The sequence below is a fragment of the Rhizobium sp. FKY42 genome (assembly GCF_005222835.1).
Taxonomy (GTDB): Bacteria; Pseudomonadota; Alphaproteobacteria; order Rhizobiales; family Rhizobiaceae; genus Neorhizobium.
Genome location: NZ_STGA01000012.1, coordinates 1 through 17,715, shown reverse-complemented (window position 1 = coordinate 17,715; position 17,715 = coordinate 1). Strand labels below are relative to the sequence as shown.

Sequence of the window (17,715 nt, the reverse complement as noted above, 5' to 3'; positions counted from 1 at the left end):
ATGGTCAACGTGGCCAATCGTGCCGATGTTCACATGCGGCTTGGTACGCTCAAACTTGCTCTTTGCCATTTCAGGCTCTCCATCATAGTCCCCACAATGTGGGGGTAATACCTAAGTTGTTTCGTTCAAAGGGTTACCCCGGTCACTTCTGACCGGAGTACTTTGCCTGAATTTCCTGAGCCACGTTGTTCGGGACAGGTGCGTAATGATCGAAGACCATCGAGTACTGCGCACGGCCCTGAGACATGGAGCGCAGGTTGTCGACGTACTTGAACATGTTCGCCAGCGGCACATGCGCGTTGATCACGATCGCAATTCCGCGCTGTTCCTGGCCCTGGATCTGGCCACGACGCGAGTTCAGATCGCCGATAACGTCACCGACGTAGTCCTCAGGCGTAACAACTTCGACCTTCATCATCGGCTCAAGCAGCTGTGCGCCAGCCTTCTTGGCAGCTTCACGGAAGCATGCGCGAGAAGCGATTTCGAAGGCGAGAACCGACGAGTCGACATCGTGGAAGGCACCGTCGATAAGCGTCGCCTTAACGCCCAGCATCGGGAAGCCAGCCAATGGCCCAGAAGACAGAACGCTTTCGATACCCTTCTGAACGCCCGGGATGTATTCCTTCGGAACTGCACCACCGACGATCTTCGACTCGAATTTGAAGTCTTCGCCATCCGGGTTCGGTTCAAAGACGATCTTGACGCGCGCGAACTGACCGGTACCACCAGACTGCTTCTTGTGCGTGTAGTCTTCTTCGTGCTGACGCGTGATGGTTTCGCGGTAGGCAACCTGCGGAGCACCGACGTTGGCTTCAACCTTGAATTCGCGACGCATACGGTCGACGATGATGTCGAGGTGAAGTTCGCCCATGCCTGCGATGATGGTCTGACCGGATTCCTGGTCAGTTTTTACGCGGAAGGACGGATCTTCTGCAGCCAGACGGTTCAGGGCAAGGCCCATCTTTTCCTGGTCGCCCTTGGACTTCGGTTCGATCGCGATCTGGATGACCGGCTCGGGGAACTCCATGCGCTCAAGGATAACCGGCTTCAGAGGATCGCAAAGCGTATCACCCGTTGTGGTTTCCTTCAGGCCAGCAAGTGCCACGATGTCGCCCGCGAAGGCTTCTTCGATGTCCTCACGGCTGTTCGAATGCATCTGAAGCATACGGCCGACACGCTCGCGCTTGTCCTTAACTGTATTGATAACCGAGGAACCCTTTTCGAGCTTGCCGGAATAAATACGTGCGAACGTCAGCGAACCGACGAAGGGGTCGTTCATGATCTTGAACGCAAGCATGGCAAGCGGCTCGGAGTCATCCGCATGACGCTCGATTTCAGCTTCCGTCTTGAAGTCGATGCCCTTGATCGCCGGGATGTCGAGCGGCGAAGGAAGGTAGTCGACGACGGCGTCGAGCAGAGGCTGAACGCCCTTGTTCTTGAACGCTGTACCGCAGAACATCGGATGGAATTTGACGTCGATGGTACCGCGGCGAACGAGTTCGCGGATCTTGTCGTTGTCAGGCATCTCGCCGTTCAGGTAGGCTTCCATTGCTTCTTCGTCGATCTCGACAACCGTCTCGATCAGCTTTTCACGATATTCAGCAGCCTTGTCCTTCAGATCGTCCGGAATCTCAACAACGTCCCACTGGGCGCCGAGAGATTCGTCGCGCCATACGAGAGCATTCATCTCGATCAGGTCGACAACGCCCTTAAACTCGGTTTCAGCACCAATCGGGAGCTGCATGACAACAGCTGTCGCGCCAAGACGCGTCTTGATCATTTCGACCGAGCGGTAGAAGTCCGCGCCGGTCTTGTCCATCTTGTTGCAGAAGATCATCCGCGGGACGTTGTACTTTTCAGCCTGACGCCAAACAGTTTCCGTCTGCGGCTCAACGCCGGCATTGGCATCGAGCAGAGCGATCGCACCATCGAGCACACGCAGCGAACGCTCGACTTCGATCGTGAAGTCAACGTGTCCGGGCGTGTCGATGATGTTGAACCGACGCATCTTGCCATCACGACCCTTCCAGAAGGTGGTCGTCGCAGCAGACGTGATGGTGATACCACGCTCCTGCTCCTGCTCCATCCAGTCCATGGTCGCGGCGCCGTCGTGAACTTCGCCGATCTTGTGCGACTTACCGGTGTAATACAGGATACGCTCGGTGGTCGTGGTCTTGCCGGCGTCGATGTGCGCCATGATACCGAAATTTCGGTAGTCTTCGATTTTATACTCGCGAGCCATAGGACTGCCTTTCGAACTTCGATCGGATGAAGATTACCAACGGTAATGCGAGAACGCGCGGTTCGCGTCGGCCATCTTGTGAGTGTCTTCACGCTTCTTGACGGCGCTACCACGGTTGTTGGCAGCATCGAGCAATTCGCCCGACAGACGATCAACCATGGTTGTTTCATTGCGCTTACGCGCAGCAGCGATCAGCCAGCGAATTGCCAGCGCCTGACGGCGCTCGGGACGTACGTCAACCGGAACCTGGTACGTTGCACCACCAACGCGGCGCGAACGGACCTCTACGTGCGGAGCAACATTCTCCAGCGCCTGATGGAAAACCTGCAGGGGCTCCTGCTTGGACTTTCCCTGGACTGCATCGAACGCGCCGTAGACGATGGTTTCGGCAACAGACTTCTTGCCATGCAACATGATGGCATTCATGAACTTGGTGACAACCAGATCGCCGAACTTTGGATCCGGGTTGATCTCACGCTTTTCTGCTTTATGACGTCTTGACATACTTCTGTCTCTTTAACTGGCTGAACGCCCTAATACGCGGAGGACCTCGCGCGGCGCCGCTGACTGAATTGATTACTTAGGACGCTTCGCGCCGTACTTGGAGCGACGCTGCTTGCGGTTCTTTACGCCCTGCGTATCGAGAACGCCGCGGATGATGTGGTAACGAACACCCGGCAAGTCCTTTACGCGGCCGCCACGGATCATGACGACAGAGTGCTCCTGAAGGTTATGGCCTTCACCCGGAATGTAGCCAATGACTTCGAAGCCATTGGTCAAACGGATCTTGGCAACCTTACGCAGAGCCGAGTTAGGCTTCTTCGGGGTCGTTGTATAAACGCGAGTGCAGACGCCGCGCTTCTGTGGATTTTCCTGCAGAGCAGGAACCTTATTGCGCTTAACCTGTGCCTGGCGAGGCTTGCGGATCAGCTGGTTTACGGTAGGCATATACCCATCCCTTACAATATTTGTTTCAAGACCCTTGCGGGCCAATCTCACACCGTGTCCGGCCCCGCGCACATTTCCACATGCACAAAATGTGGCCGACCCGCAATTCCGGATTGACCACCTAAGGCAGAGGACGCATCACCTGCGTCATGCGTCCAAACTGGTGTCTTCAACGTGCGTTATGGAACCTTGCTTGAAGCCATGCTGCGAACGAGTCGTCCTCAACGGGTAAGCTTCACATCGCTTCCGATGCGGGGCGTTTACTGTTTTACCCTGTAGACGTCAAGGCCGAAATCGGTATTTACCCCGGAAGCACCGGGGATTCACGGGTTTGAGCGTCTAATATCGCTGAACAGGTGCTATAATCTATTCGTTAAGGTGAATAACCAATACACATGCCGATGGCCGTGGTAATCAGCCGCTCATCACTGTAATGCGAAGACGACTCGCTCAATTTACCCGTGCTGGAGGTTTGCCACATGATCACGGAACCAGATAACGACAACAATTCCGATAAGCCAATGGTCTTCATCATTGTCGGCAAAGGATATGAGGCAAAGGAAAGTGAAGGAATCGAACTTCACATCCTGCTCCGAGCTCCCGATGATGATACGGCAGTTCGGGAAGCACTGAACGCTCTCTCCGAGGAAGGATTCATGGAGGCCGATCTCGATCAAATCGGTATCATCACCGAAGAGCCGATCGAGGAACCACACGCCTCTGCCTACCAGGGTGCGTTGGAAGGCGAAGTGTCGATCATTCGTTTCGACTGAGGTCGCAATCACGGCAACGATAAAAGGCGCCTGGAATGTCCAGGCGCCTTTATTATTTGATATCAGATGATTGTGTTAGCAGTCAGTGCCGACGAGCAACGCCGGCACTCGAACCCGATTACTCACCGGCCGGCAGGTTCTCTCCCGACAATTCCTGCAGCATCGGTGTTGCTACACCCGCACCAGTGCTCTTGCGACGCTCATCAAGGATCATCTCGTCACGCGACGTAGCGATACGGCGGATCTGCGTCATCGTGCCACCGGTACCAGCCGGGATCAGGCGACCAACGATAACGTTTTCCTTGAGGCCCTGCAGAGTGTCCATCTTACCCGCGATGGCAGCTTCCGTAAGAACCTTTGTGGTTTCCTGGAAGGATGCCGCAGAGATGAAGGACGGCGTCTGAAGCGATGCCTTCGTGATACCCAGCAGAACCGGATCACCGTAAGCAGGCTTCTTGCCTTCTTCTACCAGACGCTCGTTAACCTCATCAAGCTCGATGCGATCAACGTTGTCGCCGACGATGTACTGGCTGTCACCAGAATCCGTGATCTCAACCTTCTGAAGCATCTGGCGAACAATCACTTCGATGTGCTTGTCGTTGATAACAACGCCCTGCAGACGATAGACTTCCTGGATTTCATTCACGAGGTAAGAAGCCAAAGCTTCCACGCCCTTGATCGCCAGAATGTCGTGCGGCGCAGGATTGCCGTCGAGGATGTAGTCGCCCTTCTCGATGTAATCGCCGTCCTGCAAGTGGAAAGGCTTGCCCTTCGGGATCAGATATTCGACTGGCTCTACACCGTCCTCAGCTGGCTCGATCATCACCCGACGCTTGTTCTTATAGTCGCGACCGAGGCGGATCGTACCATCGATCTCAGCGATGATGGCGTGATCCTTCGGACGACGCGCTTCGAACAGTTCGGCAACACGCGGCAGACCACCGGTGATGTCCTTCGTCTTGGCGCTTTCCATCGGTACGCGGGCGAGAACATCGCCCTGGCTTACCTTCTGGCCCGGCTCCACCGACAGAATGGCATCAACCGAAAGCATGTAGCGTGCGTCACCGCCGCGCGAGAGCTTCTGGATATTACCACTTGCGTCCTTGAGCACGATTGCAGGCTTAAGGTCCGTACCACGAGGGGTAGAACGCCAGTCGATAACCTGACGCTTCGTGATACCGGTCGATTCGTCCGTCGATTCCGACACGGAAATCGAGTCGACGACATCCTCGAACTGGATGGTACCTGACACTTCCGTCAACATCGGACGTGTGTATGGATCCCACTCAGCCAGACGCTGGCCGCGCTTCACCTTGTCGCCGTCATCAACGAACAGCTTGGAGCCGTAAGCAACGCGCTGCGAAGACCGTTCAACGCCACGCTCGTCCAGAATCGTAACTGCCATGTTGCGGCCCATGGCAACAAGATTGCCATCCGAGTTGCGCAAAGCATTGCGGTTCTTGATCTGGATCGTACCTTCGTAAGACGCTTCCAGGAACGACTGGTCGACCACGTTAGCCGTACCACCAAGGTGGAACGTACGCATGGTCAGCTGCGTGCCAGGCTCACCGATGGACTGAGCAGCGATAACGCCGACGGCCTCACCCATGTTGACCGGTGTACCACGTGCCAGATCTCGACCATAGCACACAGAGCATACGCCTGTCTGAACTTCGCAGGTCAGAGCAGAACGGATACGGACGGACTGGATGCCGGCTTTTTCGATTTCGATGACGTCAGGCTCGAGGATCATCTGGCCGGCCTTGACCAGATTTTCACCGGTGACCGGGTTGTCGATATCGTCAAGCGCCGTACGGCCCAAGATGCGAGCACCCAGAGACGCCACGACCTGACCGGCGTCGACGATTGCCGTCATGGTCAGGCCCTTGTCGGTTCCGCAGTCAACCAAGTTGACAATGCAGTCCTGTGCCACGTCGACGAGACGACGGGTCAGGTAACCGGAGTTCGCGGTCTTAAGAGCCGTATCTGCCAGACCCTTACGGGCACCGTGCGTCGAGTTGAAGTACTCGTTAACGGTCAGACCTTCCTTGAAGTTCGAAATGATCGGGGTTTCGATGATTTCGCCAGAAGGCTTCGCCATCAGACCACGCATCCCGCCAAGCTGACGCATCTGGTTCGGAGAACCACGAGCACCGGAGTGCGACATCATGTAGATCGCATTCATCGGCTTCTGACGGCCCGTTTCCGGATCAAATTCCACCGCCTTGATGCGTGCCATCATGTCTTCAGCAACCTTCTCGGTTGCCTTGCCCCAGGCATCAACGACCTTGTTGTACTTCTCACCCTGGGTGATCAGACCGTCGTTGTACTGTTGCTCGTATTCCTTTACCAATGTCTCGGTATCGCCGACGATCTTCGCCTTCGTTTCCGGGATGATCATGTCATCCTTGCCGAACGAAATACCGGCGCGGCAAGCATGGGTAAAGCCGAGTTGCATGATGCGATCGCAGAAAATGACCGTGTCCTTCTGACCGCAATGGCGATAGACCGTATCGATCATCTTGGAGATGTTCTTCTTGGTCATTTCCTGATTGCAAATGTCAAAAGGAACGTTGACGTTCTTCGGGAGAAGTTCGCCAATGATCATGCGACCGGGTGTGGTTTCGTAGATCTTCGAGACCGGATTCCCATCCGCATCCACGGTCTTGAACCGACCCCGGATTTTTGCATGCAGGGTCACGACCTTGTTTTCCAGCGCATGGTGCAGCTCGCCCATGTCGGAGAAGGCCATCCCCTCGCCCGGCTCATTCTGGTTCTGGATCGACAGATAGTACAGACCGAGAACCATGTCCTGCGACGGGACGATGATCGGCGCACCGTTTGCCGGATGCAGAATGTTGTTCGTCGACATCATGAGCACGCGCGCTTCAAGCTGGGCTTCCAGCGAAAGCGGAACGTGAACAGCCATCTGGTCACCGTCGAAGTCGGCGTTGAAGGCAGTGCAGACGAGCGGGTGCAACTGGATGGCTTTGCCTTCGACCAGGATCGGTTCGAAAGCCTGGATACCAAGACGGTGAAGCGTCGGTGCACGGTTCAGGAGAACCGGATGCTCGCGAATGACCTCATCAAGGATATCCCAGACTTCCGGCTTTTCCTTTTCAACCAGCTTCTTGGCCTGCTTGACGGTGGAGGAGTAACCCTTCGCATCAAGGCGGGCATAGATGAACGGCTTGAACAGTTCGAGCGCCATCTTCTTCGGAAGGCCGCACTGGTGCAACTTCAGCTCCGGACCGGTCACGATAACCGAACGGCCGGAATAGTCGACGCGCTTGCCGAGCAGGTTCTGACGGAAGCGGCCCTGCTTGCCCTTCAGCATGTCGGAGAGCGACTTAAGCGGACGCTTGTTCGCGCCGGTGATGACGCGGCCACGACGGCCGTTGTCGAACAGCGCGTCCACAGATTCCTGCAGCATGCGCTTTTCGTTGCGGATAATGATGCCCGGAGCGCGCAGTTCGATCAGGCGCTTCAGACGATTATTACGGTTGATGACGCGACGATACAGATCGTTTAGGTCAGACGTCGCAAAACGACCGCCATCGAGCGGAACGAGCGGACGCAGGTCCGGCGGGATAACCGGCACGACCTTCATGATCATCCATTCAGGACGATTGCCGGACTCGATGAAGTTCTCAACGATCTTGAGGCGCTTCATCAGCTTCTTCTGCTTCAGATCGGACGTGGTGTCTGCAAGATCCGAACGCAGGTCGCCAGCCAGCTTCTCAAGGTTCATCGATGCGAGCATTTCGTAGATCGCCTCAGCGCCAATCATGGCGGTGAACTGATCTTCCCCATACTCATCGATCGCCAGCATGTATTCTTCTTCAGAAAGAAGCTGGTTCTCCTTCAGAGCCGTCAGACCCGGCTCAGTGACGATATAGTTTTCGAAATACAGGACTCGCTCGACATCCTTCAGTGTCATGTCCAGCAGCGTCGCGATGCGCGACGGCAGGGACTTGAGGAACCAGATGTGAGCAACAGGAGCGGCGAGCTCAATATGGCCCATGCGCTCGCGGCGAACGCGCGACAACGTCACTTCGACGCCGCACTTTTCGCAGATGATGCCCTTGTACTTCATCCGCTTGTACTTGCCGCACAGGCATTCATAGTCCTTGATCGGACCAAAGATGCGCGCGCAGAACAGGCCGTCGCGCTCCGGCTTGAACGTACGATAGTTGATGGTCTCCGGCTTTTTAATTTCGCCGTAGGACCAGGAGAGAATCTTCTCGGGCGACGCGATCGAGATACGGATCGAATCGAAATGCTGCGCAGGAACCTGCGGATTGAAAAGATTCATGACCTCTTGGTTCATGCCTATCTCCTTATGGGGCCTAAGCCCTCAATATGCGATTTGTGCAACCAGTAGAACCCGGGGCGGCTACACATCGCCAAAAACGGTCATAGCCGCAGAATGCGGCGATTTTCCTCTCCTACCGTCTCGGCAGGCAGAGGATGGCGCGCGCAACCGGCGCGCGCCTCGTTTTTAGTTATTCAGCCGCATCAGGAAGCTGACCGGAACCGTCCGCAGCATCGAGCTTGGAGTTTTCAAGCTCCACCGACAGACCGAGCGAACGCATTTCCTTGACGAGAACGTTGAAGCTTTCCGGAATACCGGCTTCGAAGGTGTCGTCACCACGGACAATCGCTTCATAAACCTTGGTACGACCGGCAACGTCGTCAGACTTGACCGTCAGCATTTCCTGCAGGGTATAGGCAGCGCCGTAGGCTTCAAGAGCCCAGACTTCCATTTCCCCGAAGCGCTGACCACCGAACTGAGCCTTACCACCGAGCGGCTGCTGGGTGACGAGCGAGTAAGGGCCGATCGAGCGAGCGTGGATCTTGTCGTCGACCAAGTGGTTCAACTTGATCATGTACATGTATCCGACAGTCACCTTGCGGTCGAAAGGCTCACCGGTACGTCCGTCGTAGAGGACGGACTGACCCGACTCATGGAGACCCGCCTTCTTCAGCATCGCGGCAACATCAGGCTCGTGAGCACCGTCGAAAACAGGCGTCGCGATGGAAACACCACGCTTGGCTTCTTCAGCGAGCTTGACGAGCGAGTCGTCGTCGAAACGAGCGACTTCGTCATGCGACTCACTCGCATAGATCTCCGTCAACTCGTTGCGCAGCTCCGTAATATCCATCGTCTTGCGATACTCGTCGAGCATCTCGCCGATCTTCTTACCCATGCCTGCGCAAGCCCAGGCCAGATGTGTTTCCAGAATCTGACCAACGTTCATACGCGACGGAACGCCGAGCGGGTTCAAGCAGATGTCAACATGCGTGCCATCTTCAAGGAACGGCATGTCTTCAACCGGAACGATGCGGGATACAACACCCTTGTTTCCGTGACGGCCCGCCATCTTGTCGCCTGGCTGGATCTTGCGCTTCACGGCCACGAAGACCTTGACCATCTTCATCACGCCCGGAGGCATTTCGTCGCCGCGCTGAACCTTCTCGACCTTATCCATAAAACGCTGTTCAAGGCGAGACTTGGATTCGTCGTACTGACCACGCAGAGCTTCGATCTCGGCCTGGACTTTTTCGTCCTCAACCGCAAACATCCACCACTGCGAACGCGGATATTCGGAAACGATCGCGTTAGAAAGCTCAACGCCCTTCTTGAAGCCCTTCGGACCGGCGACGGACACCTGTCCACGAAGCATGTCGATCAAACGACCATAGACGTTACGATCGAGGATAGCCTGCTCGTCATCACGGTCCTTCGCGAGGCGTTCGATTTCCTCACGCTCGATCGCCATTGCGCGCTCATCCTTTTCAACGCCGTGGCGGTTGAAAACGCGAACTTCCACAACGGTACCGAACGTACCGGGCGGCATGCGCATTGAAGTATCGCGGACGTCGGAAGCCTTTTCACCGAAGATGGCACGTAGAAGCTTTTCTTCCGGTGTCATCGGGCTTTCGCCCTTCGGCGTGATCTTGCCGACGAGAATATCGCCAGGCTGAACTTCCGCACCGATGTAAACGATACCGGCTTCGTCGAGGTTCTTCAGCGCTTCTTCCGAAACGTTCGGAATGTCACGCGTGATTTCTTCGGGCCCGAGCTTCGTGTCACGCGCCATGACTTCGAATTCTTCGATATGGATCGATGTGAACACGTCATCAGAGACGATGCGTTCAGACATCAGGATCGAGTCTTCGTAGTTATAGCCGTTCCAAGGCATGAACGCGACGAGCGCGTTACGACCCAGCGCCAAATCGCCAAGATCCGTCGACGGACCATCGGCAATGATGTCACCGCGAGAGATCACATCGCCAACCGTAACCAGCGGACGCTGATTGACGCAGGTGTTCTGGTTGGAGCGCTGGAACTTCTGGAGGCGATAAATATCGACACCAGACTTGCCAGCGTCCAGATCTTCGGTCGCACGAATAACGATACGCGTTGCGTCGACCTGATCCACCACACCACCGCGGCGGGCCGCAATGGCAGCACCGGAGTCACGGGCAACGACAGGTTCCATACCGGTTCCGACAAACGGCGCTTCAGCTCGTACCAACGGCACGGCCTGACGCTGCATGTTCGAGCCCATGAGAGCGCGGTTGGCGTCGTCGTTTTCGAGGAACGGAATGAGAGCCGCTGCGACCGAAACCAGCTGCTTAGGCGAAACGTCCATCAAGTTGATGTTGTCGCGCGGAGCAAGCATGACTTCGCCGGAGTGACGGCAAACAACGAATTCGTCCGAGAAAGCGCCGTCCGATGTCAGTGTCGCATTGGCCTGAGCGACGTAGTACTTCGCTTCTTCCATTGCCGACAGATAGATAACGTCGTTCGTCACCTTCCCATCGACAATCTTACGGTATGGGCTTTCGATGAAACCGTACTTGTTGACGCGAGCAAAGGTTGCGAGCGAATTGATCAGACCGATGTTCGGGCCTTCCGGCGTTTCGATCGGGCAGATACGGCCGTAGTGAGTCGGATGGACGTCGCGAACCTCGAAGCCCGCACGTTCACGTGTCAGACCACCCGGACCAAGAGCCGAGAGACGACGCTTGTGGGTGATTTCCGAAAGCGGGTTCACCTGGTCCATAAACTGCGACAGCTGCGAGGAGCCGAAGAATTCGCGGACGGCAGCAGCAGCTGGCTTGGCGTTGATCAGATCCTGCGGCATGACCGTATCGATCTCGATCGACGACATGCGCTCCTTGATCGCACGTTCCATGCGCAGCAGGCCGAGACGATACTGGTTTTCCATCAACTCGCCGACTGAGCGAACGCGACGGTTACCGAGGTTGTCGATATCGTCGATCTCGCCCTTGCCGTCTCGCAGCTCTACCAGCATCTTGACAACGGCCAGGATGTCTTCCTTGCGCAGCGTGCGGACGGTATCCGGGCAATCCAGATCAAGACGCATGTTCATCTTGACACGGCCGACTGCCGACAGATCGTAACGTTCCGCGTCAAAGAACAGCGAATTGAACATCGCTTCCGCCGACTCCATGGTCGGTGGTTCGCCGGGACGCATCACACGATAAATGTCGAACAGCGCGTCCTGACGGTTTTCGTTCTTGTCTGCCGAGAGCGTGTTGCGAATGTAAGCGCCGACATTGATATGGTCGATGCCGAGAACCGGGATTTCGTCGAAGCCGGAATCCAAAATAAGCGCGAGGCTCTTCTCGTCGAGCTCATCGCCCGCCTCGAGATAGATTTCACCAGTCTCGTAGTTGACGATATCTTCAGCGAGGAAGTTGCCATAGAGGTCGTCGTTTGAAGCCTTGAGAGCCTTGAGGCCCTTGTCCGTCAACTGACGCAGCAACCGCGGCGTCAGCTTCTTGCCCGATTCGACGACAACTTCGCCTGTATCGGCGTCGATAAGATCCGACAGGGTCTTAGCACCCTTCAACGTCTCAGGCTGGAACGGAATACGCCAGCCGTCGCCATCCCGCTGATAGGAAGACTTGGTGTAGAAGGTCGACAGGATGTCTTCGCCGTCCATGCCAAGCGCCATCAAGAGCGATGTCACCGGCAACTTGCGACGACGGTCGATACGCGCATAGACGATATCCTTGGCATCGAATTCGATGTCCAGCCAGGAACCGCGATAGGGGATCACGCGAGCCGCAAAGAGCAGCTTGCCGGACGAGTGGCTCTTACCCTTGTCGTGATCGAAGAATACGCCGGGCGAACGGTGCATCTGGGACACGATAACACGCTCGGTACCGTTCACGATGAAAGTACCGTTATCCGTCATCAAAGGCATGTCGCCCATATAGACTGACTGTTCCTTGATGTCCTTGATCGACTTGGAACCTGTATCCTCATCAATATCAAACACGATCAGGCGCAGCGTCACCTTCAGCGGCGCAGCATAGGTCAGGTCGCGCTGACGGCATTCTTCCACGTCGAACTTCGGCGGTTCGAATTCGTAGGAGACGAACTCCAGCATCGAGGCGCCAGAAAAGTCAGTGATCGGGAACACGGACTTGAAAACGGCATTAAGCCCCTCATCGGGGCGCCCACCTGCTGGCTCTTCAACCATCAGGAACTGATCGTAGGATGCCTTCTGGACCTCGATGAGGTTGGGCATCTCAGTGACTTCGGGGATCTTTCCGAAAAACTTGCGTACGCGCCTGCGACCGTTGAACGAAAGGGTCTGAGCCATCGTCGCTCCTTCAAAAAATATGCATCCGGGCCTGCAACGGACGGGTCTCGCTGGCCAGTCGACCCCGTCAGATCAATGGGTGGATCAAACTCGTTTCGCCTATCGAACCGCCAGCCGGATTGCCGTACGCCGCGAAGGGAAACCATCCTCTTGAAGAACCCATTACCCAAAAGCCGTTTCACCGGCTTTTGGGTAATCAGGTCCGCAGAAAACACCAATAAGAGAGGGCGGAAACGCCCTCTCTTACCGAATTTCCGAAATTACTTGACGTCAACCTTGGCGCCAGCGTCTTCGAGCTTCTTCTTGATGTCAGCAGCTTCGCCCTTGGAGACGGCTTCCTTGACAGCCTTCGGAGCGCCTTCGACGAGGTCCTTGGCTTCCTTGAGGCCGAGGCCGGTGATGCCGCGAACTTCCTTGATGACGTTGATCTTGTTGGCGCCAGCGTCAACCAGGATTACGTCGAATTCAGTCTTCTCTTCTTCAACAGCAGCCGGAGCAGCAGCGCCACCAGCAGCAGCAACAGCCACAGGAGCGGCTGCAGAAACGCCCCACTTCTCTTCCAGCAGCTTGGAAAGCTCAGCAGCTTCCAGAACGGTCAGAGCGGAGAGGTCTTCAACGATCTTAGCGAGATCAGCCATTTTTCTAAGTCCTTTTGTGTTCGGTTCGAACTGGTTTGTTTGTTACAGCGAAAAACCGCCTCAAGCGGCTTCGTCCTTCTTTGCGTAGGCCGCAAAAACGCGGGCGAGCTGTGCTGCCGGTGCCTGAACAACACCTGCAATGCGGGTAGCCGGGGTCTGAATCATACCCAGCAGCTTTGCACGCAGTTCGTCCAGCGAAGGCAGGGTCGCAAGCGACTTGACGCCTTCCGCGTTAAGCGTGGTCGAGCCCATGGCGCCACCCAGAACAACGAGCTTGTCGTTGGTCTTGGCGAAATCCATGACGACCTTCGGAGCCGTAATCGGGTCTGCGCTGTATGCGATCAGCGTCTGGCCCTTGAAGAGATCTACCATCCCTTCGGACTCCGTGCCCTGAAGAGCGATCTTGGCCAGACGGTTCTTCGCGACTTTGACGGTGCCGCCAGCTGCGCGCATCTTCGAACGGAAGTCGTTCATTTGCGCAACTGTAACACCAGCATAGTGGGCCACGACAACCGAACCAGAAGCCTTGAAGACTTCGTTCAGCTCCGTGACGAATTCGCGTTTTTCCGCTCTTTCCACTGTCTGTCTCCAGTTGACAGGACCGATCAAAGGATCGGGACCTGCCGGGTTGCCTTTGCCACTTGGGACCTTATTGCAAGATCCCGAGCAGCGCTCGAGGATCCTGTCCCCCCGCACGTAACCATTATGGCTACGGCACAAGGCACATCAGGTTCGAACCGGAACCCTCAGGGGCGCATCACGCGCGCCTGTCGATAATCCAGATCTTACCCGTCTCATGCAGGTCAAACGATTAAGGTCGAAACCACCCGCAATCTCGGACAGGAATTCCGGGTTTCCCCGGATTTTCCGGGCCCGAAGGCCCGAAAATTCTTTGGGACGGCCAGCAAGAAGCCGACCACCTTAAATCAGGCGAGAACCGTCGAAGGCTCTACGCGCACGCCCGGACCCATGGTCGATGACAGTGCAACGCGCTTGACATAGTTGCCCTTGGCGCCAGCCGGCTTTGCCTTGACTACTGCATCAGCGAACGCCTTGATGTTTTCTTCCAGAGCCTTGGCATCGAAGGAAGCCTTGCCGATACCGGCGTGGATGATACCAGCCTTCTCGACGCGGAACTCGACTGCACCACCCTTGGAAGCCTTGACTGCGCCTGCAACGTCCATGGTTACGGTACCGACCTTCGGATTCGGCATCATGCCGCGCGGGCCGAGAACCTTACCAAGACGGCCAACGAGCGGCATCATGTCCGGAGTTGCAATGCAGCGATCGAAATCAATCTTGCCGCCCTGGACGATCTCGACGAGATCTTCCGCGCCCACGACATCCGCACCAGCTGCCTTGGCTTCGTCAGCCTTGGCGCCACGAGCGAAAACCGCAACGCGAACGTCGCGACCAGTGCCGTTCGGCAGATTGACAACGCCACGAACCATCTGGTCGGCATGACGCGGATCAACACCAAGGTTCATGGCAATTTCGATCGTCTCGTCGAACTTTGCCGTTGCACGGTCCTTAACGAGAGAGATTGCGTCCGAAAGGGCGATCAACTTTGTAGGATCGATACCTTCGCGAACCTTCTGAATGCGCTTTGCTACCTTAGCCATGATCAAGCCACCACTTCCAGGCCCATGGAGCGGGCAGAGCCCTCAACCATCAGCATTGCACCTTCAACGTCAGCAGCGTTGAGATCCTTCATCTTGGCTTCAGCGATCGCACGGACCTGAGCCTTGGTGATGGTACCGGCCTTGGCACCCTTACCAGGTGTCTTGGAACCGGACTGGATCTTTGCTTCCTTCTTCAGCCAGTACGTCACTGGCGGCTGCTTCATAGCGAAGGTGAAGGACTTGTCCTGGTAATAGGTGATGACGACCGGGATCGGCATACCCTTTTCCATTTCCTGCGTAGCGGCATTGAATGCCTTGCAGAATTCCATAATATTGATGCCGCGCTGACCAAGAGCCGGGCCGATTGGCGGGGACGGGTTTGCCGATCCTGCCTTGACCTGGAGCTTGAGCTGGCCTGCTACTTTCTTAGCCATTTCTCTGCCTTTCCAATTGAACCGGTTGCCCGGCCCTTAATGCCAACATGAGGTGTTGGCGGCTGCGGTTGCGTGGTCAGGAATTGATCGCCCGGCTAAGGCGCCTCCTCCCACGCGGATGGGGAATACCTCCCCTCTTCGATCAGACCTTTTCGACCTGACCGTATTCCAACTCGACGGGTGTCGCACGACCGAAGATGGAGACTTCCACCTTGAGGCGCGAACGCTCTTCGTCGACATCCTGTACGATACCGTTGAACGAGGCAAACGGACCATCCGAAACACGAACCTGCTCGCCAATCTCGAACGAAATGGACGACTTAGGCCGCTCAACACCCTCCTGTACCTGTCCGAGGATGCGGTCGGCCTCATGGTCTGGAATCGGAACCGGCTTATTGTCGGACCCGAGGAAACCCGTCACCTTAGGCGTATTCTTGATCAGGTGATAAGCTTCATCCGTAAGGTTGGCACGAACCAGCACATAGCCAGGAAAGAACTTCCGCTCACTATCGACCTTGCGACCGCGACGAACCTCAACAACCTTTTCTGTCGGCACCAGAATCTTTTCGAAAAGATGCTCAAGCCCCTTTTGGCGAGCCTTCTCCTCGATTGATTCCGCAACCTTCTTCTCAAAATTCGAATAAGCGTGGACGATGTACCAACGTGCCGCCATCTTCATCTCCACTCAATCAAGCGCCGATAGACAGCACGAGGCCAATAAGCCAGCCAATCAACTGATCTGCCGCAAAAAAGAACAGGGCAGCAAATATGACCATGACAAGGACCATTGCCGTGGAGATCATCGTCTCACGACGCGACGGCCATGTAACCTTTGCCGTTTCAGCCCGCACCTGCTGGAGAAACGTAAATGGATTTGTTTTGGATGCCATGTCTGCCCACGCAATTACGGCGCGTAAAGCTGATACTATTCAGCCCCACGCACCGCGTGTCTGTTTGAACCCTACATAAACACCGTCTTTCCATCTGACAAGTGGAAAAACAGCATCCGTTTAATGCCTTTGTAACGAAACTCCCGATCCGCTGCTAACTAACCGCGCGCCGATCAAGGAAGTGGCAGGGGCAGAGGGGCTCGAACCCCCGACCTGCGGTTTTGGAGACCGCCGCTCTACCAACTGAGCTATACCCCTATTCCCGTTCTTCAAGGTCGCCCTTGAAAAGCATGGCGCTCCTTTAAGACGACTGATCGGTCTTGGCAAGTGGGTTTGTGATTTTCCTCACAAATTCCGGTTTTATCATCGATGATAATTGGTTGGGGTCACAAAATCAGTGCTCTTCTCACCGCATTGGTCCGGTTGTGCCTCGGAGGCCTTGACCGCATTCCGCCCAGGCCCAAGCACGCTGATTGGCGGTTACTTCAGGCGCTGTTTGCGCCGCAAATGGTCGATCCGCCGAGTGATCGAATTTTTCCATTTCCGCAGCGTGCGCGTTGAGAAGAATCGATTCGCTTTTCCCAACAGGGTCAAAAAGCTCTTCTGCTCGATAGGCGTATAGTTACTGCGCTTCCAACCCAGATGATCTACGCCCGCGTCGACCAGCCAGCCCATGATTCGGCCCTGATCCTTGTAGTAAAGGCTGAGCGCCGATTCGCTGTTAAATGCAGAATAGCCGCCCGGCAGAAGCTTGTAGTCGGACAATCGTTTCACAGTAGGATTGAAAGTGAAGCTGAACCAGACGTGATGAGCCAGAGGGCCGACTTTTCGATGCGCAGCCGGTTGTTCGAAAATCGGCAGGCGTCGAATGTTTGCAGGCATGTCAATATCGGACCTGAGGGAGACCAGAAGCAGGCTGTCATCCGCTTTCAGAACGTCGAGCGCCTGCCGCACCACACCGGGCTTGGGAAAGACCCAATCGTCTTCAAGGTGGAGAATGTAAGGCGAAGTCACACAAGCGTAGGCTTTATCAATCGAACGGTGCTGGCCGATATTATTGCCATTCACGATAAACCTGAGAGGCTGTCCAGGATAACGAGCGGCTATTTGCTCGACTTCAACCTGGTCCGAATCTTCAATGACGATGAATTCGTGAAGGGGATAATCATTCGAAGCAAAGAAACTATCGAGGGTTTTCACGAGCAAGTCATGCCGACGGCAACTCGTCAAAACCACAGTTAAATCCGACATGCGCTTCCCCATCATCCTCACTGGCCGCGGCTTCGCGTAGGATGAGCCGGAAATGCTGTCAATTGAAAAGAGTCTGCGGAGCGCCTGGGCAGTCGCAGAGCAGGAATTGCGCGTACGATGTAACGGGTAAGGCGACAAAATCCGAGCGCCAAACAAAAAACCGGGCGACCCTTCCAGGCTACCCGGCTTTTGAATTGTTCAAAGCGAAGAGACCATGTCCCCTCGCCTTGACTGACTACTCGGTCATCGAAGCAACTATACCGGCGCCGTTT

13 protein-coding genes, 1 tRNA gene and 1 pseudogene are annotated in these 17,715 nt (G+C 55.7%); 1 reads left to right on the top strand and 14 read right to left on the bottom strand.

Annotated elements, in window-relative coordinates; translation table 11 throughout:
- From E8M78_RS06435 to rpsL, 4 genes and pseudogenes are all read right to left on the bottom strand, one after another.
- Positions 1-69: pseudogene (locus tag E8M78_RS06435) on the bottom strand (elongation factor Tu); the annotation flags it as partial.
- A 73-nt stretch (positions 70-142) separates the two neighbouring features.
- Positions 143-2,242 (bottom strand): elongation factor G, encoded by a 2,100-nt coding sequence (gene fusA, locus E8M78_RS06430; protein ID WP_137134283.1) that lies wholly within the window; start codon positions 2,240-2,242, stop codon positions 143-145.
- 33 nt (positions 2,243-2,275) lie between these two features.
- Positions 2,276-2,746 (bottom strand): 30S ribosomal protein S7, encoded by a 471-nt coding sequence (rpsG, locus tag E8M78_RS06425; protein ID WP_062553872.1) that lies wholly within the window; start codon positions 2,744-2,746, stop codon positions 2,276-2,278.
- Between the two features lie 72 nt (positions 2,747-2,818).
- Positions 2,819-3,190 (bottom strand): 30S ribosomal protein S12, encoded by a 372-nt coding sequence (rpsL, locus tag E8M78_RS06420; protein ID WP_003507760.1) that lies wholly within the window; start codon positions 3,188-3,190, stop codon positions 2,819-2,821.
- 479 nt (positions 3,191-3,669) lie between these two features.
- On the opposite strand from rpsL, the gene E8M78_RS06415 reads away from it, so the two are divergent.
- A complete protein-coding gene (locus tag E8M78_RS06415) occupies positions 3,670-3,963 on the top strand; it encodes a hypothetical protein (protein ID WP_062553871.1) in 294 nt (97 codons plus the stop codon).
- Between the two features lie 118 nt (positions 3,964-4,081).
- Here E8M78_RS06415 and rpoC read toward each other — a convergent pair whose 3' ends face one another.
- From rpoC to E8M78_RS06365, 10 genes are all read right to left on the bottom strand, one after another.
- Positions 4,082-8,293, bottom strand: a complete 4,212-nt coding sequence (gene rpoC, locus E8M78_RS06410) for a DNA-directed RNA polymerase subunit beta' (protein WP_137134282.1) — start codon at positions 8,291-8,293, stop codon at positions 4,082-4,084.
- 175 nt (positions 8,294-8,468) lie between these two features.
- Positions 8,469-12,608, bottom strand: a complete 4,140-nt coding sequence (rpoB, locus tag E8M78_RS06405) for a DNA-directed RNA polymerase subunit beta (protein WP_137134281.1) — start codon at positions 12,606-12,608, stop codon at positions 8,469-8,471.
- A 260-nt stretch (positions 12,609-12,868) separates the two neighbouring features.
- Entirely contained in the window at positions 12,869-13,246 is a 378-nt protein-coding gene (rplL, locus tag E8M78_RS06400) for a 50S ribosomal protein L7/L12 (protein WP_062553868.1), read from the bottom strand.
- Positions 13,247-13,306: 60 nt separating this feature from the next.
- Complete coding sequence (rplJ, locus tag E8M78_RS06395; protein WP_062553867.1) at positions 13,307-13,825, bottom strand: 50S ribosomal protein L10; 519 nt, start codon at positions 13,823-13,825, stop codon at positions 13,307-13,309.
- A gap of 347 nt (positions 13,826-14,172) precedes the next feature.
- A complete protein-coding gene (gene rplA, locus E8M78_RS06390) occupies positions 14,173-14,868 on the bottom strand; it encodes a 50S ribosomal protein L1 (RefSeq protein ID WP_062553866.1) in 696 nt (231 codons plus the stop codon).
- 2 nt (positions 14,869-14,870) lie between these two features.
- A complete protein-coding gene (rplK, locus tag E8M78_RS06385; RefSeq protein WP_062553865.1) occupies positions 14,871-15,302 on the bottom strand; it encodes a 50S ribosomal protein L11 in 432 nt (143 codons plus the stop codon).
- Between the two features lie 142 nt (positions 15,303-15,444).
- Positions 15,445-15,975, bottom strand: coding sequence for a transcription termination/antitermination protein NusG (nusG, locus tag E8M78_RS06380; protein ID WP_137134280.1), 531 nt, complete (start codon positions 15,973-15,975; stop codon positions 15,445-15,447).
- Between the two features lie 16 nt (positions 15,976-15,991).
- Positions 15,992-16,192 (bottom strand): preprotein translocase subunit SecE, encoded by a 201-nt coding sequence (secE, locus tag E8M78_RS06375; RefSeq protein WP_062553863.1) that lies wholly within the window; start codon positions 16,190-16,192, stop codon positions 15,992-15,994.
- 182 nt (positions 16,193-16,374) lie between these two features.
- A tRNA-Trp gene (locus E8M78_RS06370) sits at positions 16,375-16,450 on the bottom strand.
- 222 nt (positions 16,451-16,672) lie between these two features.
- Complete coding sequence (locus E8M78_RS06365; protein ID WP_137134279.1) at positions 16,673-17,443, bottom strand: glycosyltransferase; 771 nt, start codon at positions 17,441-17,443, stop codon at positions 16,673-16,675.
- Positions 17,444-17,715 lie beyond the last annotated feature (272 nt).